The following is a 23921-nucleotide window of genomic DNA, read 5'->3' on the forward strand; positions in this document are numbered from 1 at the left end:
GATATAGTTATTCAGAGTTTTTGAAATAAGCCAAATATAACCTGACCTGCCTGTTTTAATTTCACCTGGTGCCAGTATTGTTCATCCAGCTCAGTTGCTGTTGATGATTCAATATATACAAGGCCGCCGGGGGGAAGAAGTTGTTTTTGTCTGATGAGTTCCATGCATTGGGGAATGTAGTTTTTGGCAAAGGGTGGATCCAGAAAAATAACATCAAACTGTTCAGTACACTGGTTCAAATAGGATAATGCATCAGTTTTAATCAGTTTCAAACTGGGATGATTCAGTTGCGATAGTGTTTGGCGAAGACTGGCATGAGCAATGGGTGATTGCTCAACAAATACCACCTTTGCTGCGCCTCGGGAAAAGGCTTCCAGGCCTAAAGCGCCGCTACCTGCAAATGCATCCAGGCAGCGTGCTTCTTTAATGTCCATCATGAGCCAGTTGAACAGAGTTTCCCTGACCCTATCAGGGGTTGGTCTTAAGCCTTCAACCTCGGGAAACTGGATTTTCTTTCCTCTGAATTGACCACCAATAATGCGAATACTGTGTTTCAAGATTGCCCCACTGTGACGAGTAATAGTTTTTCGGGATTGACCTGTTCTTTGAACGCTTGTCTTATCTCTTCATGTGTGACTGCGTTGATATGTTGCACATAGGTATCCAGATAATTTTCAGGTAAATTATAAAATGCCATTCGCACTAATAAGCTCGCAATATTACGGTTGCTTGCTAAAGAGAGAGGGAAGCTTCCGGTCAAGTATTTTTTTGCGGCATCCAGTTCTTTTTTACTTGGGCCATTGGATATAAAACGACTCAAGGTAGTATGAGTGATATCCAGGGCATGAGTAGCCTGATCGTTTTTGGTCGATAAACTGATGATAAAAGGACCTTCTCCGGGCATAGGAACAAATTGACTGTCTACCCCATAAGTCAACCCCCGTTTTTCTCTAACCTCAGTTCCCAATCGGGAGAGCAAGGTGCCGCCGCCTAAGATATAATTGCCAACGATGAGCGGAAAATAATGAGGATTATGGTGATCAATGCCCAGCTGACCCAGGCGAACGACGGTTTGTGATGAGGGGAAGGGAATATTGATTTGTTCGGCATTGTGTAACTGATTGGCTTTGGGAATTGCCGTGGCTGATTTACCTTGAGGCAAATCCTGGGTTAATTGTTCTGCTAATTGATGTGCTTGATGTGGATCAAGGGCTCCGACCATCACCAGAACTGCATTATTACTGACGTAATAGTCTTTGTAGAATTGGATAACGTGTTTTTTATGAATGCTGCTTAAGGTTGCAAGGGTACCGTTCACTGGATGTGCGTACGGGTGATCCTGATATAAGGTTTTAAAAAAATTAAGACTGGCCACATCATCGGGCGATTCATCAACCTGCTTTATGGCCATTAATTGCTGCTGTTTTGTATCGGCAAAGGCCTCGTCCGGAAAATCAGGATGATTAATTATCTGGCTGAATGCCAGGGTTGATTGGTGCAAAGCGTCTTGACTGGTCAGCGTTCGTAAGGTGTAGACCGCCATATCTCGACTGACCTCAGTATGAAACTGTGCGCCAGTATCAGCCAGGGCTTCGGCTATTTGCGTTGCATTTTTACCGCCGTTACCTTGATTCAGCAAGTGAGCAGTGAGTGCGCTTAGTCCGTAGTATTGTCCGTCATAAGCTGAACCCGCAGCAAAGGCCATACTGATGTCCAGCATAGGTACTTCCATTGCTCTATAGAAGACAACCCGTACCCCATTTTTCGTGTGCCATTGTTGTGTTTTAAACGTATTGGCCAAAACATTTTGCCCACACAACACAAGCAAGGCGGAAATGAAGACAGTGAACTTTCTCATGATTTGACCTCATTATTAGTCGTGGGCTTTAATTCGGCTTCGGTCATATTCGACTCATTGAAATACCGTTTTGCCGTTTGTTGAATTTGTTCTGGGGTGATGCTGTTAATTGCTTGAGTATAATTGTTGGCACTTCTCCAGCCTATACCCACTGATTCCAATAAACCCAATTCCATGGCTTGACCGAAAATAGAATCTTTTTCAAAAGTTTTTTGCGCAATGATTTGATTTTTTATTCGTTTTAGCTCCTTTTCGCTTATTGGGGTATTTTTTAGCGAATTGACTTCGGCAAGAAGGCCTTTTTTGACATCAGTTATTTGGGAATTTTGGCTGGGGGCGCCATACATGATGAATTGTGTTTCATATCGTGCATACAGGTTATAGTAGACGTCAGCACCAGTTGCAATGCGGCTTCCTTTAATCAAATTTTTTGTGAAACGTGCACTGTCACCAGCATCGAGAATACCTGCAATCAGTTCGAGAGCATAAGGTTCCCAAGTAGTGCGAGCGGTTTTGACGCTGGGTACCGTGAATCCCATCATATAGAGTGGCAATTGAGCTGGTGCCTCTATGACTATGGATTTCTTACCCAGGGCAGGTGGTTCTTTTTGTGGTTTTCTTTCTGCAATCGCCTTTTTGGTAATAGGGCCAAAATACTGCTTGGCGAGGGCATGAACCTGTTCTGGATTTACATCGCCAACGACCACCAGAACGGCATTATTGGGTGCGTAATAGGCTTCGTACCATTTTTTCAGATCGTCTACCTGCATTTGTTGCAGTATATTCATCCAACCAATCACGGGATGATTATAGGGGGCTGTCAGATGGGCAGTTGCCAAAAAACGTTCAAAGGTTAATGCTTGGGGATTATCATCGGTACGCAGACGACGCTCCTCTTGGATTACCTTAATTTCTTTGGCAAATTCATTGGCATCAAGAAGCAAATGAGTCATTCGGTCTGCTTCCAGCTCGAAACTGATTGCCAGCCTTGAGGCATCTATTTTTTCAAAATAAGCTGTAAAGTCGTTATTGGTGAAGGCATTTTCTTGGCCGCCCTGTGCCGCAATTGTTTGGGAAAATACGCCTTGAGGGAATTTTTTGGTGCCTTTGAACATCATATGTTCAATTGCATGCGATACTCCGGTTAGCTCACCCGGTTCATCGGCAGAGCCCACGTTATACCAAATCATCGAAACGGCGATGGGTGCACGGTGATCTTCCTTAACCAATACTTTTAATCCATTATTCAGGATATACTCTTGTACTTGGCTAAAGGTCTGGCAAGATAGTACCATAAGCAAGGTAATAAGTATTTTGCGCATAAATTAACCTCAAAGCGAAAAAGCTGATAGAATTTCATATTTCTCGGGAATTGTACACTAAAATGATTAAATGGTTTAAACGAAATCAAGATTCAGTACCTGTTGAGGCAACTGAACAACATAATACACCGGTTACAGACAACGCAGAAATTCCGGTTCATGAGGATATTGACGCCGTTGAGGTCGAGGAATCATCTCTCAAAGAGAGTCTTTTTGTGCGTTTCAAGCGGGGCTTGAGTAAAACACGCCACCAGCTCGGTGATGGTATCGGTCGTCTTTTACTGGGAAAAAAAGAAATCAATCCTGATTTGCTAGACGAGTTGGAAACCTTGTTAATCAGTGCAGATTTAGGAATAGACACGACTCAGGCTGTTTTGAAACACATTACGGATGGTTTGGAACGAAAACAATTATCCGATGGTAATGCAGTCTATCAGGCTTTAAAAGGGCACTTACAGACTATTCTGGAGCAAGAGCAACAGCCTTTAACCTTACAAACCCCCGATCACTCTCCTTTTGTACTGTTAATGGTGGGCGTTAACGGCGCAGGTAAAACAACCACTATAGGCAAGCTGGCAAAACAATTTCAAAGTCAAGGCAAAAAAGTCATGTTAGCTGCTGGCGATACCTTCAGGGCAGCTGCAGTAGAGCAATTGCATGTTTGGGGGGAGAGGAATGATATTCCTGTTATTGCCCAACATACCGGCGCTGACAGTGCTTCGGTAATTTTTGATGCGCTGCAGGCGGCAAAGGCTCGTAAAGTGGATGTGTTGATTGCAGATACCGCAGGTCGTCTTCATACACAAAACAATTTGATGGAAGAGTTAAAGAAGGTCAAACGAGTACTGCAGAAAATTGATCCTCAAGCACCTCATGAAATAATGCTGGTTCTGGATGCAAGCATAGGGCAAAATGCATTGAATCAGGCACGTCAGTTTCATGAAGCGGTGCACGTCACAGGAATTACCATGACCAAACTGGATGGAACCGCTAAAGGCGGAATATTATTTGCCATAGCTAATGATTTGGGGATACCATTTCGTTATCTAGGTGTTGGGGAGGGCATAGAAGATTTACGGCCCTTTAATGCAGCGCAATTTGTCGGTGCACTATTCAATGATGATCACATTTGACCAAGTTACTAAACGTTATCCGGGCGGCTTCGAGGCATTAAGCCAGGTCAGTTTTGCAATGCAAAAAGGCGAAATGGCCTTTCTGACCGGCCATTCTGGCGCAGGAAAAAGTACTTTTCTCAAGTTAATCGCTTTACTGGAATGGCCTACCTCCGGTCAATTAACCGTAAATGGCCTGAAATTAAATCAACTCAAAAAAAGAGACGTTGCTGCGCACCGCAGTCATTTGGGAATTACTTTTCAATCCCCTCATTTGCTCAATGACCGCACTGTGTTTGATAATGTTGCCCTGCCGCTCCAAATTCAGGGGATGCCCTATCCAATGATTGCCAAACGAGTGCATGCGGCCCTGGATATGGTTGGATTGTTAAGTAAAGAAAAAATGGCGCCAGCTCATCTTTCAGGAGGTGAACAACAGCGAGTAGGGATTGCTCGAGCAGTGGTTCACAAACCGGCTTTATTATTGGCTGATGAGCCCACAGGAAATCTTGATCCTAAATTGTCTTCTGAAATTATGTCTCTTTTTGAGCAGTTTAATCAGGTTGGGGTAAGCATTTTGATTGCTACTCATGATTTGGCTCTGATTGCCGGAATGAAGCATCGTATCATCATGCTCAAGGGAGGAAGACTGTGTTAAAAAGAACGCAATCTTTGTTCGTGTATCATCTTCAGGCCGCTGTGCAAAGCCTGAACTTGCTTTGCCGTAAACCTTTGGGAACAATGATGACGGTTATCGTCATTGCCATTGCATTAGCTTTACCTGCCCTTTTTTGGGTCTTTACCGATAATCTGGGCAATTTGACCATAAGTTGGCAACGTGGAGGGCACATCTCTCTGTACTTGCAACCCGCTTTAACTCAAACGGAACAAACGCAATTATTAGAAAAAATACGCAATACGGAAGGGGTTGGTCAAGCATCTTTAACTTCATCCAAAGAGGGTTTGGCTGAGTTAACCCAACAGGAGGGAATGCATGACATCATGCGCTACCTACCAGAAAATCCTTTACCTGCGGTGATTAAAATAGTCCCGGCTCTTGTTATCGATTCGCCGGCAAAACTGGATTTGCTCTCAAGGCAATTTAAAGCCTTTCCGGAAGTAGAACAAGTCAAGCTTGATATGGAGTGGATAAACCGGCTTCATGCTATTCTTATTTTTGTAGGTTATTTAGCCAAAGCGCTCATGGCTTTGCTTGCTCTTGCTGTGGTCATTGTTATAGGCAACACGCTGCGCCTTGCTCTAAGTAACAGGCAAGAAGAAATTCAGATTTTAAAACTGATAGGCGCAACTGATGCCTTTATTCTCAGACCTTTTTTATATTCGGGCATCTGGTATGGCATGGCCGGAGCAGTTTGCGCTGTTTTTTTGGTGAATATTTTTATCTTAAGTTTAGGTGTTGTCGTGAATCAACTGGCTGTTGCTTATCAAATGCACTATCCGCTGACATTGCTGACAATGAGACAAATCTTGCTACTTGTTTTTTTTGCAATTATACTCGGGTGGCTCGGAGCTCTATTGTCGGTAAAAAGGCAATTGGCTTCTATAGAACCCTATAATTAGTGTATAATAAAGCAGATAATTACTTTAGTGTTGATGACTGGAGGAAGTAGTATGAGTCAACAGTTGCAACTTGCTGCAATGAATCTACCCGTTGGTAGTCTTGATTCTTATATTCATCGGGTAAATCAAATTCCAATGCTTAGTCTGGAAGAAGAAATTGCTTGTGCCGAGCGTTTTCACTCTGAAGGAGATATAGAAGCAGCAAGACGTCTGGTACTTGCTCACTTACGTTATGTGGTTAGGGTAGCTCGAGGTTACCTGGGCTACGGTTTGCCCTTGAATGATTTAATTCAGGAAGGCAATGTCGGTTTGATGAAGGCTGTTAAGCGTTTTGATCCTAAAATGGGCGTTCGTCTTGTTTCTTTTGCGGTTCACTGGATTAAAGCGGAAATTCATGAGTTTGTTTTGCGTAATTGGCGTATTGTCAAAATCGCAACAACCAAAGCGCAACGTAAATTATTTTTTAATCTGCGCCAAATGAAAAATCGCTTGGGCTGGTTTAGCAATGAAGAGGTTGATGCTGTAGCGAAAGACCTGGGCGTTAGCCGTGAGGATGTCCTGGTTATGGAGCAGCGCCTGAATGTTATGGATTCATCTTATGACGCTCCTGAAGTTGATGATAATGATGACGCTTATAAGGCTCCAGAACGTTATTTGTTCGATGTTAATGACGATCCTGCGTTAATGCTGGAAAAAGAAGACACGGGCGATCAAAGCCGTGAACGACTGATGTGCGCCATGGAACAGCTCGATGAGCGCAGTCAGGATATTTTACAGCAACGCTGGCTTGCTGAGGATAAATTAACCCTGCATGATTTAGCCGATAAATACGGTGTATCCGCCGAACGTGTCCGGCAGCTTGAAAAAAATGCCATGAAGAAAATTCGCCAATACATGGAATCATAAAGCAGTTTCTACATACTCCAGCCCTTGTTCTCTGCTCATCCACCCTATGCTGGCTGAATGGTTAACAGAGGCTGGTGTATTGTCTTTAAGGTTTGATTTGTGGATGTATTTCCTTGTACCCAAATTGCGGTTCAATCGAGTTAGTTAAAAACTCACCAACCAGCTGTTCTACCCGCTCATCCATCAAGACACTCACGTGATCTGCATCAGGTAATAAGGCCAGATTGGCTTTTTTGTATTCCTTGCAAAAAATAATGGATTCTTTAGGTTTAACGGTAATGTCATTTTTTCCATGAATGCATAAAAAGGGGATGTCTGCGGCTTGAGACGTAAAATATTTTAAACGTATGAGTTTGGGATCAATATCTGCTTGCTGATGAATCAAATGACGTAGTTGCAAATATCCATGACCAGTGAGTTTCATCCGCCGAGCAATGGTATTTACTGGGCTGCGCATTTGTGTTGGCGATGCAATTAATATGACTCGTTCGGGTTTGGTATGCAGCTGCCATTGTGGAAATTGACCTGCCAGGTTGAGAGTACTTAATAGCATGGAACCACCAAATGAATGACCAATTAATCCATGAAAGGGCCCATGTTGGTTGATGGTTTCTTTTAAAACAGTGACTGCGTCCGTCCAGGGAAGTTGTATTCCTTTTGCTTCTCCATGTGCAGGAAAATCCAGAGCATAAACCTCATAACCGTTTAGGTGCAGATAGCGAATCAATCGTACCATATAGGCCGCACGTGACATCCAACCGTGAGCGATAAGAACTTTTTTGCCATTGGCGTTTTTAGCCGGAGCAAATCGATGGATCACGTGGTGACGAGGAGTGTCCTGATGGATGGCTTCACTACGTTTAATTTCAATATATTCGCAAGCCATTCTGGCAAAATCCCGATATTGTTTATCCAGAGGAAAATGAAGGGGGGTTATAAATAATTGATAGCACAGCTGCGCATGGAGAAAATCCCGAATTTGTGTGAGTGAATTAGTCATCATGATGTTATTCCCCTCAATTTTTAATTTAAGTTTAGACCAAACTAAAAAAAGAGTGTGTCATTTTCAGTCGTGGTGTCATTTGATCGCATGAAGCCGCTATCAGCGCTACCTGGATTTTTATTACGAACCGTTGATTGCCATTTATTGGTGTTTATAAATTGACTTAAGACGTGATATCTTAGTCGCCAAGGTCTGCAATAAGTCAAATTATCCGGCGTTATTGATGAAATTTATAAAAATACTGAGCGAAATAGCGTTTATTAAGAAAAGCCGCCAAAATACTGATACAAGGAAGTTACCTGAACACATCAAAGAAAAAGTGATGCAGAGGGACCGAGTAAACCAGGAAAAAGCAGAAGGTCGTTTTAATCGGTTATTAGACCGAGTCAGGCAAGCAAATGGCCCTGTTGCGGCAGATTATGTCGCACGCATCTGTAGCGATGACACACCCGAAGGCGGGGATGCAACGAGGTATGCTGCATCAAGCAGTCAGGCCGATTCTGGGATAGGATCTGGTAATAAACCATGGTCATCTTATGTTAATCGATTTCTTTACCAAAAAATTATTCTGTTATGTAAACTGGCGTATCTTCAGGAGCAAAGTGGTAACCCTAAAAAACATGCCAGGAAATTATCCTGTATTTTTGACAGTGAAAAAGCAATTTATCATTACCTCATCAATTTCCCTAAATGGAACAAGGTTACTAATCTGGTTTTTGATGCCTGTCGCTTCACATTACCTTCTCTGGATCCGCGTCATTTTTTATTGTGGAAAAAAAGAGCACAAATTTTGGAGAACATGCTTAATCCACGCTTTAGAATTTTATTAGCACACGCAGCGGCCATAAAGCGGATGAGTTTATTAGGGCAATTCGTCTATACAAATATTGGTCAAATAAAGGTTAAAGAGACGGAGCTGGCGAATACAATTCGTAGATATCAAGTCGTTGCCCAATCCCCTGTAAAACATCCCGATTTAAATGATAAAAGAGCACGCCAGGATAAATTAAGTTATTTGAGCAGAGAAAAAGAAAGGTTGTATTTGGAATTGGCAGCGCTTGCTCGAGGGATTCGCCTGGAGCACGCATCTTTGCTCGTTTTGCAGGCTTTTTATGAGGAATATAAATACCACAATGATCGAGCACGTCGTTTGCTCGTTCGTTATGGAATCAGGGAACAAACCAGGGCAGTGTTTGATTCCTTGAAACGAGACAATGATGATAAGGCTATTCCTGCTATCACTATAAAGGGGTCTGAGGTTGGTTTTCCCAAAACCTATTTAACCAAACTAAATACATCAGTCGATGAAGAAGCGGCTTTGGCGGTTTGCCTTGGGAAATTGACGTATTGCTGTCAATCGTTAGATGGTGATGCATATGAATGTGTTGTCCATGGTATTGGATCGCCTAATGGTGCTTTTTATGTGCTGTTTTCTGGAGATGAAGATCATCTTAATTTGCATGATCCTGTTCTTGCTCAAGCCTGGGTTTGGCGAAGTACAGGTGGTGATTTATGTCTTGATTCAATTGAGGTTTCACATAACGTTTCTATTTCTTTGGTTATAACCATGTATCGTTATCTGGGCATGCTTCTTTGCGAGGAAAAGGGAATTAATCGGGTTAATACTGGAGTATCCTGTGGCGTCACTGATCGGGTGTCACTTGCTGATTACCCTGTAGTTTCTATAAAACCAGTAGATTATTACGGTTATACCAGTGCGACAAGACAAAGCGTTCTGGCTGAAAAATCGATGTTTTTTATCCACTATCAACCGGATACATCGAAATTGTTTCAGCAACTCATTATCCAAAGAACCCGCTTGTTTTTGTCTTCTTTGTTTCATTCACCTGAGCCACTAATTAACAATGAACGTTTTAAAAAAATGATTGCTTATCTCGTTTATAAAAAACAAGACATGCGAGGGTATTTTCTTTACGATTTAATGCTTGATTTGGCTCAACATCGCCTGGAAGAGTTGGAGCAGCTCCTGGCTATCAATCGAACTTATTACACGGTGATAAATGAAACTGGTGTGCACTATTCACTAAAAATGATGCTGGATTGGCATAAAAAAGGAGCTTATATTGGCTCAATGAATCAGGCAGGATGGAGGTTTGTCAACTACCAGGAGGTAATAAGTGAATTTAAAAGCGTTGTTTCACGTTATTTATCGAATACCTCAAATCCTGCCTTGCTCTCGTTCTCCTGTTCACCAATTACCTCAATGGCATTGACCAGTAAAAATTATCCCTTTTTTAAAAAATGGGTCAAATATTTTCTGGAGATTCAACTTCTTTTTGAGTCTGAGGCACTAATCAATTGGGTTGGGGGGATTTTATCCCGGGATGCATCAATGACTCAACGGCATCTTAATATTTTTAACCTGTTTCCCAAAAGCCACCGGTTTAATATTATCCGTTCAGGAGAGAGGACAACACCCCTGCATTTAATGGCATCCAATCCGGTCATGCTCAGTGCTTTTCTTAACAGGATACTCAAGGCTCAACGACTGGATGCAGTGAAACTAAAGAATAATTATGGCTTTTTGGTATTGCAATCTGCCATAGCCTATCCAGAGTCATTAGCTGTTATTTTTAAATCATTAACCGAAAAAGACCGGTTAGCTGTTTTGAAATTAACTCATTATGATGGCACAAACCTATTGCATTTGGCGTTAGCTTATCGTGAATCGTTAGACACTATTCTTAAATTTATACCGTACTGTGAGGCGTTAAGTAGGATTAAACGTCCTGATAGCCAAGGTAATCTATTGTTGCACCATACTGTTGCCTATTCCGATTCTTTGCGCATTGTTCTTGCACTTTATCCTGATGAAGACCACTTAAACGCAATATGTTACGCCAATCATAAAGGGAATACGGTGTTGCATCAGGCGGCAATTTATCCTGAATCGTTACGAATTCTTCTGGAATTTTATCCCCCACAAGAGAGGCTTCGAGCTCTTCTTCAATGCAATAATTCAGGCGCTTCGGTTTTGCATTTAGCAAGCAAAAAAACCAAATCAATGAGCGTTATTCTTGAGTTACTGCCTGAAGACCAGAGACTGGGAGCCATTATCTATGCGGGTATTTCAGATAATATCAATGCCCCTTGGCATCCTAAAACGCCACAATCGCCTGATGAAGAGGAAATTCATTATTGGAGTGACGATGAGGTGAATGAACGCTCTTTTTCCGATGATGAGCTGGTGTTTGAGGAGTTTACTAGTCCTGAGGCACTGAGTACTTTTCTACGGAGCTTGACTGAGGCACAACGGCTTGACACACTATGCCAGGTTGATGAGTTCGGCAATACTATGCTGCATCGAGCGGTAACTCAGCCTGATTTCCTCGGCGTTATTCTCACTTTTTTGCCTGAATTGCACAAATTAAGAATAGTGAGTATAGCAAATAATGCCGGTGACACCGCACTGCATTTGGCCGTAAAACACCATCAATCCTTGCAAATGGTTTTGGACGTTTATCCTGAAGATCAAAAACGTGATGCCGTGTGTCAGGTTAATTACTGGGACTTCAGGGTTTTAGATTGTGCAGTTGACTGTCACCATTCGCTAAAAATCCTTCTGGAGCTTTTTTCCCAAGATCAATTGGGTGCTGTTGTAGCTCAGGTTATGAGTAATGGCCAAACGCTATTGCATGAGGCGGTAACTAATCCTTTATCGTTACGAATTATCCTTGATATGCTTCCCCAAGAGCAAAGACTTGAGGTTATTTCTCTGGTAAATCAGAGTGGAGACAGAGTGTTGGATTGTGCTTTAGCTCAGTGCAAGTCAGTGCACATTATTTTAGAGATTTATCCACCAGACCAACGGTTTGAAGCCTTATTTCGCATTAATTATGATGCTCAAACTCTTATGCAGTTTATCCTCGAAAATCCGGGAATATTGGGCGTCATTTTCGATTTATTACCAGAAGAACAATGGATAAATGCAATAATACAGCATGATAAGTTCGGTCGTAATTTGTTACACTATGCAGAAAGTAATCTCAGCTTGCTGAGAACGCTTTTGGAAAAGATACCTGTGGGCCAAAGGTTGGATGCGATAAAGGATAGTTGTTCCTCTGGCTGGGGATTGTTACGACAGGCCACTGCAAATCTCGATTTAGCGAATCTCCTGTTCGAGCTTATTATGGTGCAGCAGCGACTTGATGCATTTAGGGCATTGATTGCACACATTAGAGAGCCAGGTACAGATGCAATAAAGCCTGAAATATTGACTGTCATTTTTGAATCGCTACCCGAGTCGCAACGGCTCAAGGCTCTTCTTCTGATCTGTAAGTCCAGTCCCTACCTTTTATTTTTATCACAAAACCATCATGACATCCTGGTTGCTATTCAGGATCTGATTCCAGAGCTTAAAGGAGCCAAACGAGAATTAGCATCAATCTCAATAAGTACTTGGATGGGATTCTTTTCAGGCAAGCAACGCCCCTGTAATCATTCATCGTTTGAGGATTTCGCTTTAACACCATAAATAATGGCATTTAAATCTTTTGTATCGGGTATGGATTTAGTTATCAATTTGGAATCGCTGGACTTTTATCCTTTTTCCCCTAGACTATTTTTATTATCCATAATAAGGACAGTGTATATGTTTGCAGCAAATTCAATTTATCATCACAATGATCAAGAGTTACATGGTTTTTTAGCTTTTGATGAACAGAACTTGACCCCTCGACCGGCAGTGATTGTCGCTCATGACTGGACAGGGCGTAATGATTTTGCCTGTCAAAAAGCCAGAATGCTTGCTGAAATGGGCTATGTTGGATTCGCCCTGGATGCTTATGGCCAAGGTCGCCAGGGGGCAAATAATGATGAAAAAATGGCATTAATGCAGCCTTTAATTGCGGATCGCTCTTTGCTAAGAGATCGCTTGCTCGCAGCATATCATGCGGTAGCTGCCAGACCTGAAGTTGATAAATCCAGAATTGCGGTAATAGGATTTTGCTTCGGTGGTTTATGTGCTCTTGATTTGGCTCGAAGCGGTGCTGATTTAAAAGGTGTTGTAACGTTTCACGGCATTTTGAATAAACCGGAACATCTTGACTCCGCACCCATCAAAGCGAAAATTCTGGTATTACATGGTTATGATGATCCTATGGTCAAGCCCGAGCAAGTAAATGTCTTTTGTCAGGAAATGACCCAGGCCAAGGTTGACTGGCAGGTACACATGTACGGACAGGTGCAACATGCCTTTACTAATCCACAGGCCCATGATACTTCGCTAGGGTTGATGTTTAATTCACTGGCAGAGCAGCGATCATGGTTGGCTATGCAGCATTTTTTGTATGAGATATTTAAACAATAAGGTAGAGGGACTTTTTTTACGCAATGCTCACTGTTTAATGTGGCAAAATTGCATCTTCTTAGTACCAAAAAGCCGCTGTAGCAGCGGCTTTTTTCTTAATATTAGCAAATTGAATAATTGTCAATCAGGCGTACCGTACCAATGAGCACCGCTGCAAATTTTCGTCCCAGATGTTCTTCTATGTATTCGACAGCGATTCCCTTTTGTTCTAACTCTGCTTTGATCAGAGTACAGGATTTATTCTGATGAAATAAAACGGCAAATTCTTCGGCCAGTTTTTTTTCCTCTGGGGTTAGTCTGTTGTTGCGTGAACTGTATGCTAAACCACTAGGCTCACGCACCGTTGGGCAGGATTTAATTTCAACATTCATAAACAATGCTTTGACCATGCCATCAATGAGCAAGTACTGTTGATAATCCTTTTCACCAAAATAGGCTCTGGTTGGCCTAGTCAGATGAAGTAATTTCATGACTACAGTCAAAACACCATTAAAATGTCCCGGGCGGTGTTTTCCTTCCATTAATTGGCACAGTTGATTTTCCTGAACTTGATAGGTGTAGTCATCGGGATACATGTCCTGTTGATCGGGTAAAATACAATAATTCACCCCAGCATCTTTCATTAATTCGAGGTCAGCTGCTAAAGTTCGGGGGTAATGGGTGAAATCATCAGGGTTATTAAACTGAGTTGGATTAATAAACAGGCTGGATACTGTGCTGTCATTTTCATCCCTGCTGTGTTTGAATAATGAAGCATGTCCAGCATGCAGGTTGCCCATAGTTGGAACAAAGCCCAGGCTAAGGTCAGGAGCTAGGGTGTTTCTAAAGTGAATCCATTCATTAAGTTGACGAAAAATACGCATAACATGCCCCCTAAAAAGAATATTCAGGACTTGGAAAATGAGCCTGTTGAACTTGTTGCGCATAGGCATCAATGGCTTCAAGAAACAGATCTTTACCTTGAGTGTATTTTTTGGCGAATTTGGGGGTGAATGTGGATTGTAATCCCAGCATGTCATGCCACACCAGTACTTGTCCATCAGTGTCTAAGCCTGCACCAATGCCAATTGTTGGAATACAAAGAGAGTCGGTGATGGTTTTAGCCAGAGTTTGGGGAACACATTCAATAACCAAAGCAAAACAACCGCTTTGTTCCAAAGCATATGCTTGTTGCAATAAGCGTTCGGCTTGTTCCTGGTTTTTCCCTTGAACTTTAAAACCGCCCAGCTGGTGAATGGACTGAGGAGTCAAGCCAATATGTCCCATCACGGGGATACCGGCTTTAACCAGGTAGGATATGGTATTGCATGTGTCTTCATCGGCTCCTTCAATTTTAATGGCATGAGCACCTGCCTGTAGAAGACGATGCACTTCTGAAACAGTCTCGGAAATGGAGCGTTTATGACTTAAAAAGGGAAGATCGGTAATTAAAAACTGATGATTCAAACCACGGGCAACTGCTTTAGTATGCAGCTCCATCATTTCTATAGTCGCCATAACAGTCGTATCATAGCCGTGTACGGTCATTGCCACAGAATCACCGACCAAAACACAGTCTATACTGGATTCGCCAATGATGCGGGCAGAGGGATAATCGTAACAGGTTAGCATGGCTATCTTTTTACCGGTTTGTTTTTTTATTTTAAAATCATGGATTTTCATACTGTGCCCCCAGTAGGTTCGCAGAGTATGGGGTGAATAGAGAAGAATTGCGTAACATCAGGTACCTGTCTCATGGATCAAGTCCTCCAGAATAGTTAATAAAGTCACCGCCACAAGGGTCGGTGCATCACTATGATCTTATCGTGTATGGCAAAAAAATTGAATCACAACCAAACAATTATTTCGTGCAAAGTGATTGAGCTATTGATTTAGCACTATCATAGGTTAAACACACGTTAAATCTGAGGTATCATGGTTTCATTTTCAGGATAACAGGTTTTTCTATGCAATTCGTTGATAAGTTAAGTACTCCAGGTGAACACGCTTTATTTCTCCAAGGGATGGTCGGACAAATTGAAGCGGTTTTAACTGTTCCCGAGAGCATGCACACGCCCTATGTTGCCTTTTTGGGTCATCCGCACTCTTTGCAAGGCGGGACTATGAATAACAAGGTCGTCACTACTTTGTCCCGAGTTTTTAAAGAATTGGGCATCCCATCACTGCGTTTTAATTTCAGGGGTGTTGGGCAGTCAGCTGGTGTTTATGATGACGGTATCGGTGAGAGTAAGGACATGCTTGAACTGGTTCATACATGGCAGCAAGAGCAACCTGGAATAAAGCTGATTTTTGCGGGCTTTTCTTTTGGATCCTATGTGTGTTACCGAGCCGCCGCTCAATCAAGACCTAGTCTACTCGTTACCATTGCGCCGCCAGTTCATCATTACGACTATAAAGAATTTGCCCCACAACCGGAGTCTTGGTTTATTCTTCAGGGCGATAATGATGAAGTAGTTCCCAGTGCTTTGGTACTGGATTTTGCCAGACAGGCTCATCCTCCGATTCCGGTGCTTGAATTTGCAGATACGGGACATTTTTTTCATGGGAAATTAATTGAGCTTAAAACTCGATTAACAGACTGCTTAAGCGACAGGTTTCACGAGTCATGAATTTAATAAAACAGTATGAGGCGGCCATTCAAAGAAGTGAGATACAAGATGACGAGAATCAACGAGAAATTTTGATTTCCATGCAAAGGCTTGCCGACGAATTGGCTTGCGATTGTAAATCCTGGTTTCGGTGGCCAGGCCAAAAAAAAATTAAGGGATTATACATCTACGGGCCGGTTGGCGTGGGTAAAACCTATTTGGTCGATTTGTTTTTTCAATTTATTGCCGAAGAAAAGAAAGCTCGGTTTCATTTTCATCATTTCATGCAACAAATTGATTTTCAGTTAAGGCAATTACAAGGACGAAAAGATCCTCTGCGTCTTATTGCGAAAAAGATGGCCAAATCCATTCGTCTATTATGTTTCGATGAGTTTTTGGTGCATGATGTGGCCTATGCCATGATTCTTGCGGAGTTGTTTCAGGCATTGCATGCTCACGGTGTGATTTTGGTGGTCTCTTCTAATACCAGCCCTGATGATTTGTATCGCAACGGAGTGCATCGAGAGCGTTTCTTACCCGCAATAGAGATTATCAAAAATGACTGCGAAGTGATTAAAATTCCAGAAAAAAAAGATTATCGTATTGGTCATCAACCTTTACTCGATGCTTATTTGTACCCTTTAGGCGAGCAGACAGAGCAAAAAATGAAGCAACAGTTTCAGTTTTTTACTCAAGAGTTTTCAGTACACGGTACGTTGGTTATCCAAAGCAGAGATATTCCTTACATTCAATGCGGTGCCCAAACCATTTGGTTTTCTTTTGATGTCATTTGCAATTTACCTCGGAGCCAATTGGATTATCTGGAACTTGCTGATCGTTTTGATACGATTTTTGTAAGTGGCATTCCCTGTTTAACAGAAAATCATACCTTGCAAACCATTATGTTCATTCATTTTATTGATGTCATGTACGATAGAGGGATTAATGTTATTATGTCTGCCGATGTTCCTGTTGAGGAACTCTACATTCAAGGCGAAATGAAAGACACGTTTAAGCGTACCTTGAGCCGTTTGATGGAAATGCAATCGGTAGACTATCTGGGCAGACATCCCCGGCGAATCGTGCACAACATGTTAAAAACCGATGGATAATGGTTCTTTTTTCTGTATTAATGTATATTTTTTTACTTAAGTGAGAATGATTCTCGATATCATTTGTGATACAATTGGGCTATTAAACTATTTTCAAGCAGTACATTATGAACATTTCTGAATTGGTGCGTGGCGATAGAGTGCGATTAGTCGATTTTGGTGCGACAAATCAACAGTACAAAAGACGGTTATTATCCCTGGGAATTACCCGAGGAGTTGAGTTTTCAGTGATAAGAATTGCTCCTTTGGGCTGCCCCGTTCAGGTTGAGGTAAGAGGAACATCCTTGACGCTTCGCAAAGACGAAGCAAGTCAATTAGTGTTGGAGCGTCTATGATTCAGGTATTGTTGGTAGGGAACCCAAACTGCGGTAAAACTACTTTATTTAATGCATTAACCGGAGACAGTCAACGAGTCGGAAATTGGCCTGGTGTAACTGTTGAAAAAAAGACAGGCCAATGTTCAGTAGGCACTCATTTAATTCATGTCACCGATTTACCCGGTGTCTATTCTCTGGTTGCAAATGCTCAAGGCATGAGTCAGGATGAGCAGATTGCAGCTCAGTCTGTAGTAAATCTTGATGCTGATTGCATCATTAACGTTATTGACGCAAGTCATTTGGAACGACATGTTTATTTAACCACCCAAATTCTGGAATTGGGTAAACCCGTTATCGTTGCGCTTAACATGATGGATATTGCCCAGCAACGTGGCATTACGGTTGATGTGAATGCGTTAGCAGAGCAATTAGGTTGCCCGGTAGTTCCCATTCAGGCGCATAAAAATGTGGGTATTGCCGAGTTAAAAAATACACTTTTGGCCATTCCCGAGCAACAAAAACCGCTTGCATTAGCACTGCCATTACCCGTGCAAAACGTATTAAACTCACTTGAAAGCCAATTAATTCATGAAGGGTACAGTCAGTCACTTGCTCATTATTACGCACTCAGAATAGCCGAAGGTGATACTCTCATCGGTAAGGAGTCCATACAAATACAGTGGGAACAATCCAGGAATGATGCTCTTGATTTGGATGTATTGTTGGCAGATGTGCGATATCAGGTTATTCACCAAATTGTTCAGGCAGTGCAGCAAAAGAAAAGCGATGCCAGTGAACATTTCACGGCGAAGCTGGATAAAATTGTCCTGAATCGATTTTTGGCCTTGCCTTTGTTTTTTGCCATGATGTATTTGATGTTTTTGTTTTCCATCAATATCGGGGGGGCGTTCCAGGATTTTTTTGACATAGCTACGGATACTGTATTTGTTCAGGGCAGTGCCTGGTTATTGCAGCAAATACATGCCCCCAACTGGTTAATTGCCTTAATTGCTAACGGTGTGGGCAAGGGAATCAATACTACTTTGACCTTTATTCCCGTAATTGCGTCCATGTTTTTCTTCTTATCCTTGCTGGAAACTTCGGGATATATGGCAAGAGCAGCTTTCGTTGTGGATAAAGCCATGCGGGCTTTAGGGCTTCCCGGTAAATCCTTTGTGCCTATGATAGTGGGATTTGGCTGTAATGTTCCGGCGATTATGGCAGCACGAACCCTCGATTCCGAGCGAGATAGGCTGCTAACGGTCATGATGAGTCCCTTTATGTCCTGTAGTGCTCGTTTGGCTATTTATGCGGTTTTTGTGGCTGCTTTTTTTCCTTCCGGTGGCCAGAATGTAGTGTTTTCCTTATATTTGATCGGCATTTTAATGGCCGTTTTAACTGGATTTTTGTTGCGTAAAACGGCATTACAAGGCCACGCTGCGCCATTAATACTCGAATTACCTGCTTATCATAAACCGGCATTGACGCGTTTGTGCAAAGAGACCTTGATGAGGCTCAAATTCTTCGTCTGGCGTGCAGGACGATTGATTCTTCCCATTTGCGTTATCCTGGGAGGACTAAATGCTATTACTCTTGGTGGGGGCATTAACTCCGGTGATGCCAGCACTGAATCATTACTTTCTTTGATGGGGCAATGGATAACGCCTTTATTTGCGCCTATGGGGATTCATCAAGACAATTGGCCAGCGACCGTTGGATTATTGACCGGAATGCTTGCCAAGGAAGTTGTGGTCGGTACCTTAAATACTCTTTATGCTCAGGTGGGGCATTTAGGGGAAGTGGCCACCGTACATTTTGATTTTTGGGCCGGAATTAAAGCCGCATTATGGTCTATTCCGGAAAATCTTTCTGAGCTGGGTTCGGCATTATGGAATCCGGTTTTAGCCAGTGCGGCAGACAGCGATGTATCCAAATCAGTTTATGGGATGATGTCGCAACGCTTTGATGGACAGGCAGGTGCTTATGCCTACTTGCTGTTTGTTCTGCTGTATATCCCTTGTGTATCGACCATGGCCGTCATCAAGCAGGAAGCAAACAGTCGCTTGATGTGGACATCTGTGATTTGGTCTTTTGTTGTTGCCTATGCTACTGCTGTTATTTTTTATCAGATTGCTCAGTTTATAAAACATCCGGAGCAAAGCGCTTTATGGATAATAGCCATGATATCCAGTTTGATTCTGGTTGTGGTGGTATTTAAATTCAGCGGTAAAAATATGGAGAGATGCAGTGTTGTTACAAATTCGTGATTATATTGGGCGACAAGGTGTCGTCAGTACCCAACAATTGACCAGAGAATTTCGTTTGGATCTTCCAGCCTTACAACCTATGTTGGATATTTGGCTCAAGAAAGGCGTAATAAAAAAGTGTCAGGAAAAGAGCTCCTGTCAAAGTACCTGTTTTAAGTGTCGAACTCCTCCCGAGTATTATCAGTCAGTGCGATGATCCGTTGTATCGTGTGCCACTATAACAACGGCATTGGGTCTTATTTGTTTTTTAATCGCTCAGTTTGCAGAGCACTCTTTTTTCCTCTATTTGTTACAAGCTTCGTGCTCATTAGTCAATTTTGGGCTAATATAAAGGTATCTCGTTTAGTACTTGGGTAATATGAATGACCGACTCTGAGAATGAAGAGAATCCTGGATTTGCGGAAGTCAGTATGGACTTGCGGAAATTGGAAGTAGCTAAAGATTTAAATAATCCAATCACCCTGGTTGATCGAGTTTATCAAATTTGGTGGCATTGGGCCGATTTTCATCTCTACATCACTTCGCCGCATATTGAGGCGATGAATCCGCCGATTATTATAAAACCAGAAACTCTGCCGGGTTCAAGCGAGTTGGAATTTGTTTATGACATTCATGATTCGGGTCACAAATTATCTACGTCCAAAAGCGAGGATATGTTTCAAGCAGGGATGTCTATGTGTAAATTATTTTATACCATAGAAAAAATGATTTATATCCTTATCGAGCGCCTCAAGTCGGGGGGCGTGAGTATGGAAGATGAAGTACAAGTCGCTTTTGGCGGTCATGAACTGGCGCAAAGAAAGGCTTTCGAGTCCATAATCAATTTAAGCTATAATGTCGTTGTGACTAATTTTGATCCTGGAACATGGGGTGAGCGTTATTTAGAAACGGTAAGGCGTCTGGCTGACAAGGGCTATGGATATCCATCAGAAGCACCACGTGACACCTACAGACAAATCGTGCACGCATCTCCTGCAGGAATAAAGCGTTAGCTCGCTTTATTCAACTTGAGAAAAGCTAGTGTTCGTCCAGCGATTTAATACACTGTAACTGCTTTTCATGTAAACAGGTGCAAGGAGCAGTGCGGGGATGAAACAAACAATCCGTAAAAAAATATCTTGGTTGGTTAATCTTTTTTGGTCAACTGTCATTAATTTAAATCGCCAAGCCCTCATTCCCAGCGTTTGTCCTCCAAAGCGGATTGAACTTTGATAATAAAGCAACCCTATTCCTGACAACAAAAGCTGATACCAGAGGGTAGAAGGGGGTATGGCATGACCTTTATTGACTAACACTACCAGTGCCGTTAGCGAAAAAAATAATACGAACAGAATGATGATGTCATAACACACTGCCGCCAGGTATCGAATAAAAAACATGATCTGTCTTAATCTCAAGCGTACAAGACTTAAGAATACTCCTAATATGTCTTTTAAACCGCATACTTTAATCAAATTCACCTAAAAAAAGGAAGATTTATTAATCCTTTTGACAGATAAAGCTCAATGCGACCTCGTGTCACACGGCAAGATGCGAACCCATTCGTTTCGTTTTTTGGGCTAGACTTTAGCAAATCCTTTTAATCGACATGGTTAAAATTCAATCGCTTTAGTCTTTGTTGTTGCATAATAGACATCTTTTGGGATAAAATAGCTGTTTTAATGCTGGATTAATAACCATGCTCTTTTTTACAAGAATTCATATTCCCAGATTCTCCTCTACAGACAATGAAAACAAAATCCAGTCAAAACTGCTGGATAGAGCAACATTGAATGCAGAACAGCACAGATATGCCGCTTTATTAAAATTAAAGCAGCACGCTGCGAATATAGCCTCCAGCATCCATCAATTGAGAGGAATTTTAGGTTCTACAGCCAGTATAAAACGACTGCATATTGAGCTTGATTCGGCAATCAAGAACGCAATCGTTAATCCACGTTTCAATTTCACTCGCTTTAAGGATAAAATTATAAATTCTTTCGCTTTAGTAAAAGATGAGCTGAAAGATGAGATCGGTATAAAATTCGAATCCGGCTGTTATCTGGTTAGTAACTCCCTAATACTACTCGTTGCTGCTTCAGGAGTTGTTCTTAGCGCTGCATTAACCACAGGTCCAATAGGTATGGTATTTCTAGGATTAACCTTATCCATCCTGTCCGCTTTTCTATTAGCCGCAGCGGCCTATAGTTTATACGTCGATGTGCGTCACTTGTGTGATGCTCAGCTGGAAGAAATTCAAGATGGTATAAACTTTTTAAATGAATATCCTGCTCTCTTAGAGCCAAACAATGAAGAGAGTTTAATGAGAGTGGTACCAAGCTAGGAGATTTTTTCTCTATCCCGTCTCATTTTAGTCATGCATGGCTTTGGAGCTATCAGTTATCAAGGCCAAACTGTCTATGTACAGCTTACTCATATCCACTCCATTGTAATTTTGTGCGTTGACTTCTTCCCATTGTCCTTGTTCATAAGCGACAACTAAAGAAAGCAGTTGTCCTAAAGTACCCTTTTTGTCAATCAAGGCCATTTTGATGTCTTCAGACAAGGTGATGTGCTCTATCAGTTCGCACATGGGTTTGTTTAACAAGCAATCTAAAATAGACAGCAAACCAGCAGTGTAGGCACTTTGACCGTTGATGTGAGCGCTGGTCTCTGCTAATGCTCTGGTCATGTAGGCTCTTATAAGCGCTGATTCTAATATTTCTACAGGTTTGTCTGAAATATTTTTCATGGAGAACAGCATCACCCAGTTCTTTAGATTGATTAAGCCAAATCGAGCGATTGCCTGATCAATGGATTCTATAGTATGTCCGCCAGAGATGCCTATAGAATTGGCAACTCTAAGGATTTGATAGCTTAATAAGGGATCAGATTGAATAAGCGCTGATATATCATTAAAATCACAGTCATCCTTTTGCACCCTTTGAATGAGTTGAAAAAAATTTAGTTTATTTGCAGCGATGTCTTTTTGTCCGCTTTCTGAGGGATGAAAAAGAAAGTCACCGCAGTAATAATCCATAGTCATGGCTTTGCATTTTTCGAAACTTGCCGGTCGTCCTATGTCGTAAGCGATTACTTTTCTGCGCTTTAATTTACTGTACTGAACTACTTTGGTTACATCAGACTGGTTCATCAGATGATCGGTAAGTGCAACATATTCAGCAAAATTAAGCCATGCCAGTTGTTGTGGTTTATTAATTAGCAAGGCAATTGAAAAGGCAGACTCTTGCAATTCGGACAGTGAATAAATTGACTCTATGTCTTCTGCGGGTAATTTTAAAATTATGGGATTTTTAAGTGGAGGATCTAACTGTTCCAGATAGATTTTCAAGGCATAGGGAATGAAGAGGGGAAGCTGCGTATCGGAACTGGTAATCAGATCTAAAAATCCTTTGGTTAATTCTTCGCTTGATTGTTGATTTTGATGCGATAAAATTTCATAAGCGACACATTTTAGTTGTTGATTAAATATGGGTCTTTTTATGATCATAAAGCCTTCCAGGCCACTGTTTTGTTTAATAATAGTACCAGTTGTATTAATTAGCCAGTTGCTTCTCAATTTTACTTACCGACTTAACTTTGCGTGATAAAAACAGAGTGCTATACTTGGCTTGCATGTATTGAAATTTAGCCGTTCTAAATTGTACTATCGTCACTTATTTGGTAGTTATGCCAAAAAGTTAGTCTGGTAGTAATGCAGTTATCAGGATAAAAATCATCGCTATGGATGAAGATGAGAATAGGCTTATTCGAGTTGTATTCGGGAAGGTGCTATATTTACAACATTTTCTAATGAGGAAGAAATCAACAGTGAACAAGAAGAGACCGGTTAATCTTGATTTAGGTACTTTAAAATTCCCTCCTATGGCGATTTCGTCCATATTGCATAGGATTTCTGGAGTACTGTTATTTATTTTATTGCCTATCATGCTATACATTCTGGGGCTTTCTCTTCAATCTGAAGAATCCTTTATCCAAATGAAAAGCATGATTTCAAGCCCTTTTTATAAACTGGTATTGTGGGCATTTAGCGCATCGCTGGCCTATCATATTCTGGCAGGCATTCGACACATAATAATGGATATGGGATTTGGTGAGCACCTGGAATCAAGTCGACGTACTTCCATTATGGTGATCATTCTTTCGGTTATTTTGACAATTATTCTAGGAATCTGGATATGGTAACTAATGTCACGAGTTTAACAGGTAATGGCTTAAAAGATTGGTTGATTCAACGAGTGACCGCAGTTTATTTTGCGGCGTATTCCTTATTTATATTTGCTTTTTTAATCACACACCCTGATTTGACTTTTGAACAATGGCATTTGTTGTTCAGCAATATAGTGTTTCAAATAGCGACTGCGATTGGATTGCTGGCATTGTCATTGCATGCCTGGATCGGTATTTGGACCGTTACAACAGACTACATGAAATGTACTGTGATCCGTTTGGCGGTACAAATGGTAGTCGTTCTTTGGCTCCTTAGTCAGTTTATTTGGGGCTTAATGATTGTTTGGGGACAATAA

At 41.6% G+C, this 23921-nt stretch carries 23 protein-coding genes; 15 read left to right on the forward strand and 8 right to left on the reverse strand.

Going from position 1 to position 23921, the window contains the following annotated elements; translation table 11 throughout:
• Window positions 1-11 precede the first annotated feature (11 nt).
• From rsmD to Lwor_RS07775, 3 genes are read right to left on the reverse strand one after another with little or no spacing between them, the layout of a single operon-like run.
• Window positions 12-557, reverse strand: coding sequence for a 16S rRNA (guanine(966)-N(2))-methyltransferase RsmD (gene rsmD / locus Lwor_RS07765; RefSeq protein WP_058493307.1), 546 nt, complete (start codon window positions 555-557; stop codon window positions 12-14).
• Window positions 554-1858: a M16 family metallopeptidase gene (locus tag Lwor_RS07770; RefSeq protein WP_058493308.1), complete on the reverse strand. Its 1305-nt coding sequence runs from the start codon at window positions 1856-1858 to the stop codon at window positions 554-556. Before Lwor_RS07770 ends, rsmD begins: the two co-directional genes overlap by 4 nt.
• Window positions 1855-3180 (reverse strand): M16 family metallopeptidase, encoded by a 1326-nt coding sequence (locus Lwor_RS07775; RefSeq protein ID WP_058493309.1) that lies wholly within the window; start codon window positions 3178-3180, stop codon window positions 1855-1857. Before Lwor_RS07775 ends, Lwor_RS07770 begins: the two co-directional genes overlap by 4 nt.
• Before the next feature lie 62 nt (window positions 3181-3242).
• Here Lwor_RS07775 and ftsY point away from each other — a divergent pair, with 62 nt between their 5' ends.
• The 4 genes from ftsY to rpoH are packed head-to-tail and all read left to right on the forward strand — an operon-like array spanning window position 3243 to window position 6779.
• The gene (gene ftsY / locus Lwor_RS07780) at window positions 3243-4313 is read left to right on the forward strand and encodes a signal recognition particle-docking protein FtsY (RefSeq protein ID WP_058493310.1); all 1071 of its coding nucleotides are present in this window, start codon (window positions 3243-3245) and stop codon (window positions 4311-4313) included.
• On the forward strand, window positions 4300-4950 hold the full coding sequence (ftsE, locus tag Lwor_RS07785; RefSeq protein ID WP_058493383.1) for a cell division ATP-binding protein FtsE: 651 nt from the start codon (window positions 4300-4302) through the stop codon (window positions 4948-4950). Before ftsY ends, ftsE begins: the two co-directional genes overlap by 14 nt.
• Window positions 4944-5873: a permease-like cell division protein FtsX gene (gene ftsX / locus Lwor_RS07790; protein WP_058493311.1), complete on the forward strand. Its 930-nt coding sequence runs from the start codon at window positions 4944-4946 to the stop codon at window positions 5871-5873. The genes ftsE and ftsX overlap by 7 nt, the downstream gene beginning before the upstream one ends.
• 51 nt (window positions 5874-5924) lie before the next feature.
• Window positions 5925-6779 (forward strand): RNA polymerase sigma factor RpoH, encoded by an 855-nt coding sequence (gene rpoH / locus Lwor_RS07795; protein WP_058493312.1) that lies wholly within the window; start codon window positions 5925-5927, stop codon window positions 6777-6779.
• Window positions 6780-6864: 85 nt separating this feature from the next.
• Here the strand turns inward: rpoH and Lwor_RS07800 are convergent, their stop codons facing one another.
• Window positions 6865-7782, reverse strand: coding sequence for an alpha/beta hydrolase (locus Lwor_RS07800; RefSeq protein WP_058493313.1), 918 nt, complete (start codon window positions 7780-7782; stop codon window positions 6865-6867).
• A gap of 223 nt (window positions 7783-8005) precedes the next feature.
• Between Lwor_RS07800 and Lwor_RS07805 the strand changes: the two genes are divergently transcribed.
• Entirely contained in the window at window positions 8006-12277 is a 4272-nt protein-coding gene (locus tag Lwor_RS07805) for an ankyrin repeat domain-containing protein (RefSeq protein ID WP_058493314.1), read from the forward strand.
• A gap of 117 nt (window positions 12278-12394) precedes the next feature.
• Window positions 12395-13111: a dienelactone hydrolase family protein gene (locus Lwor_RS07810; RefSeq protein ID WP_058493315.1), complete on the forward strand. Its 717-nt coding sequence runs from the start codon at window positions 12395-12397 to the stop codon at window positions 13109-13111.
• 101 nt (window positions 13112-13212) lie between these two features.
• On the opposite strand, the gene panC is transcribed toward Lwor_RS07810, so the two are convergent.
• Both panC and panB read right to left on the reverse strand, forming a co-directional pair.
• Complete coding sequence (gene panC, locus Lwor_RS07815; protein WP_058493316.1) at window positions 13213-13974, reverse strand: pantoate--beta-alanine ligase; 762 nt, start codon at window positions 13972-13974, stop codon at window positions 13213-13215.
• 10 nt (window positions 13975-13984) lie between these two features.
• Window positions 13985-14773 carry a 3-methyl-2-oxobutanoate hydroxymethyltransferase gene (gene panB / locus Lwor_RS07820; protein WP_058493317.1) on the reverse strand — a complete coding sequence of 263 codons (789 nt, stop codon included), beginning with the start codon at window positions 14771-14773 and terminating at the stop codon, window positions 13985-13987.
• A 284-nt stretch (window positions 14774-15057) separates the two neighbouring features.
• On the opposite strand from panB, the gene Lwor_RS07825 reads away from it, so the two are divergent.
• The 6 genes from Lwor_RS07825 to Lwor_RS07850 all read left to right on the forward strand — a co-directional run bounded on the left by Lwor_RS07825 (window position 15058) and on the right by Lwor_RS07850 (window position 20387).
• Window positions 15058-15720 carry an alpha/beta hydrolase gene (locus tag Lwor_RS07825; RefSeq protein WP_058493318.1) on the forward strand — a complete coding sequence of 221 codons (663 nt, stop codon included), beginning with the start codon at window positions 15058-15060 and terminating at the stop codon, window positions 15718-15720.
• The gene (gene zapE, locus Lwor_RS07830) at window positions 15717-16811 is read left to right on the forward strand and encodes a cell division protein ZapE (RefSeq protein ID WP_058493319.1); all 1095 of its coding nucleotides are present in this window, start codon (window positions 15717-15719) and stop codon (window positions 16809-16811) included. Before Lwor_RS07825 ends, zapE begins: the two co-directional genes overlap by 4 nt.
• 107 nt (window positions 16812-16918) lie before the next feature.
• Window positions 16919-17146, forward strand: a complete 228-nt coding sequence (locus Lwor_RS07835; protein WP_083501592.1) for a FeoA family protein — start codon at window positions 16919-16921, stop codon at window positions 17144-17146.
• Window positions 17143-19395 (forward strand): Fe(2+) transporter permease subunit FeoB, encoded by a 2253-nt coding sequence (gene feoB, locus Lwor_RS07840; RefSeq protein WP_058493321.1) that lies wholly within the window; start codon window positions 17143-17145, stop codon window positions 19393-19395. Before Lwor_RS07835 ends, feoB begins: the two co-directional genes overlap by 4 nt.
• Complete coding sequence (locus tag Lwor_RS07845; RefSeq protein ID WP_058493322.1) at window positions 19376-19591, forward strand: FeoC-like transcriptional regulator; 216 nt, start codon at window positions 19376-19378, stop codon at window positions 19589-19591. Before feoB ends, Lwor_RS07845 begins: the two co-directional genes overlap by 20 nt.
• Window positions 19592-19757: 166 nt before the next feature.
• Window positions 19758-20387, forward strand: coding sequence for a hypothetical protein (locus tag Lwor_RS07850; protein ID WP_058493323.1), 630 nt, complete (start codon window positions 19758-19760; stop codon window positions 20385-20387).
• A gap of 6 nt (window positions 20388-20393) precedes the next feature.
• Here Lwor_RS07850 and Lwor_RS07855 read toward each other — a convergent pair whose 3' ends face one another.
• Complete coding sequence (locus Lwor_RS07855) at window positions 20394-20774, reverse strand: RDD family protein (protein ID WP_058493384.1); 381 nt, start codon at window positions 20772-20774, stop codon at window positions 20394-20396.
• Between the two features lie 299 nt (window positions 20775-21073).
• Here Lwor_RS07855 and Lwor_RS07860 point away from each other — a divergent pair, with 299 nt between their 5' ends.
• Window positions 21074-21718, forward strand: coding sequence for a hypothetical protein (locus tag Lwor_RS07860; RefSeq protein ID WP_058493324.1), 645 nt, complete (start codon window positions 21074-21076; stop codon window positions 21716-21718).
• Window positions 21719-21745: 27 nt separating this feature from the next.
• Here Lwor_RS07860 and Lwor_RS07865 read toward each other — a convergent pair whose 3' ends face one another.
• On the reverse strand, window positions 21746-22885 hold the full coding sequence (locus tag Lwor_RS07865; protein WP_058493325.1) for an EAL and HDOD domain-containing protein: 1140 nt from the start codon (window positions 22883-22885) through the stop codon (window positions 21746-21748).
• A 320-nt stretch (window positions 22886-23205) separates the two neighbouring features.
• Here Lwor_RS07865 and sdhC point away from each other — a divergent pair, with 320 nt between their 5' ends.
• Window positions 23206-23580, forward strand: a complete 375-nt coding sequence (gene sdhC, locus Lwor_RS07870; RefSeq protein WP_058493385.1) for a succinate dehydrogenase, cytochrome b556 subunit — start codon at window positions 23206-23208, stop codon at window positions 23578-23580.
• Window positions 23574-23921 carry a succinate dehydrogenase, hydrophobic membrane anchor protein gene (gene sdhD, locus Lwor_RS07875; protein ID WP_058493326.1) on the forward strand — a complete coding sequence of 116 codons (348 nt, stop codon included), beginning with the start codon at window positions 23574-23576 and terminating at the stop codon, window positions 23919-23921. Before sdhC ends, sdhD begins: the two co-directional genes overlap by 7 nt.

Origin of the sequence: Legionella worsleiensis (genome assembly GCF_001467535.1) — a bacterium.
Lineage (GTDB): Bacteria > Pseudomonadota > Gammaproteobacteria > Legionellales > Legionellaceae > Legionella > Legionella worsleiensis.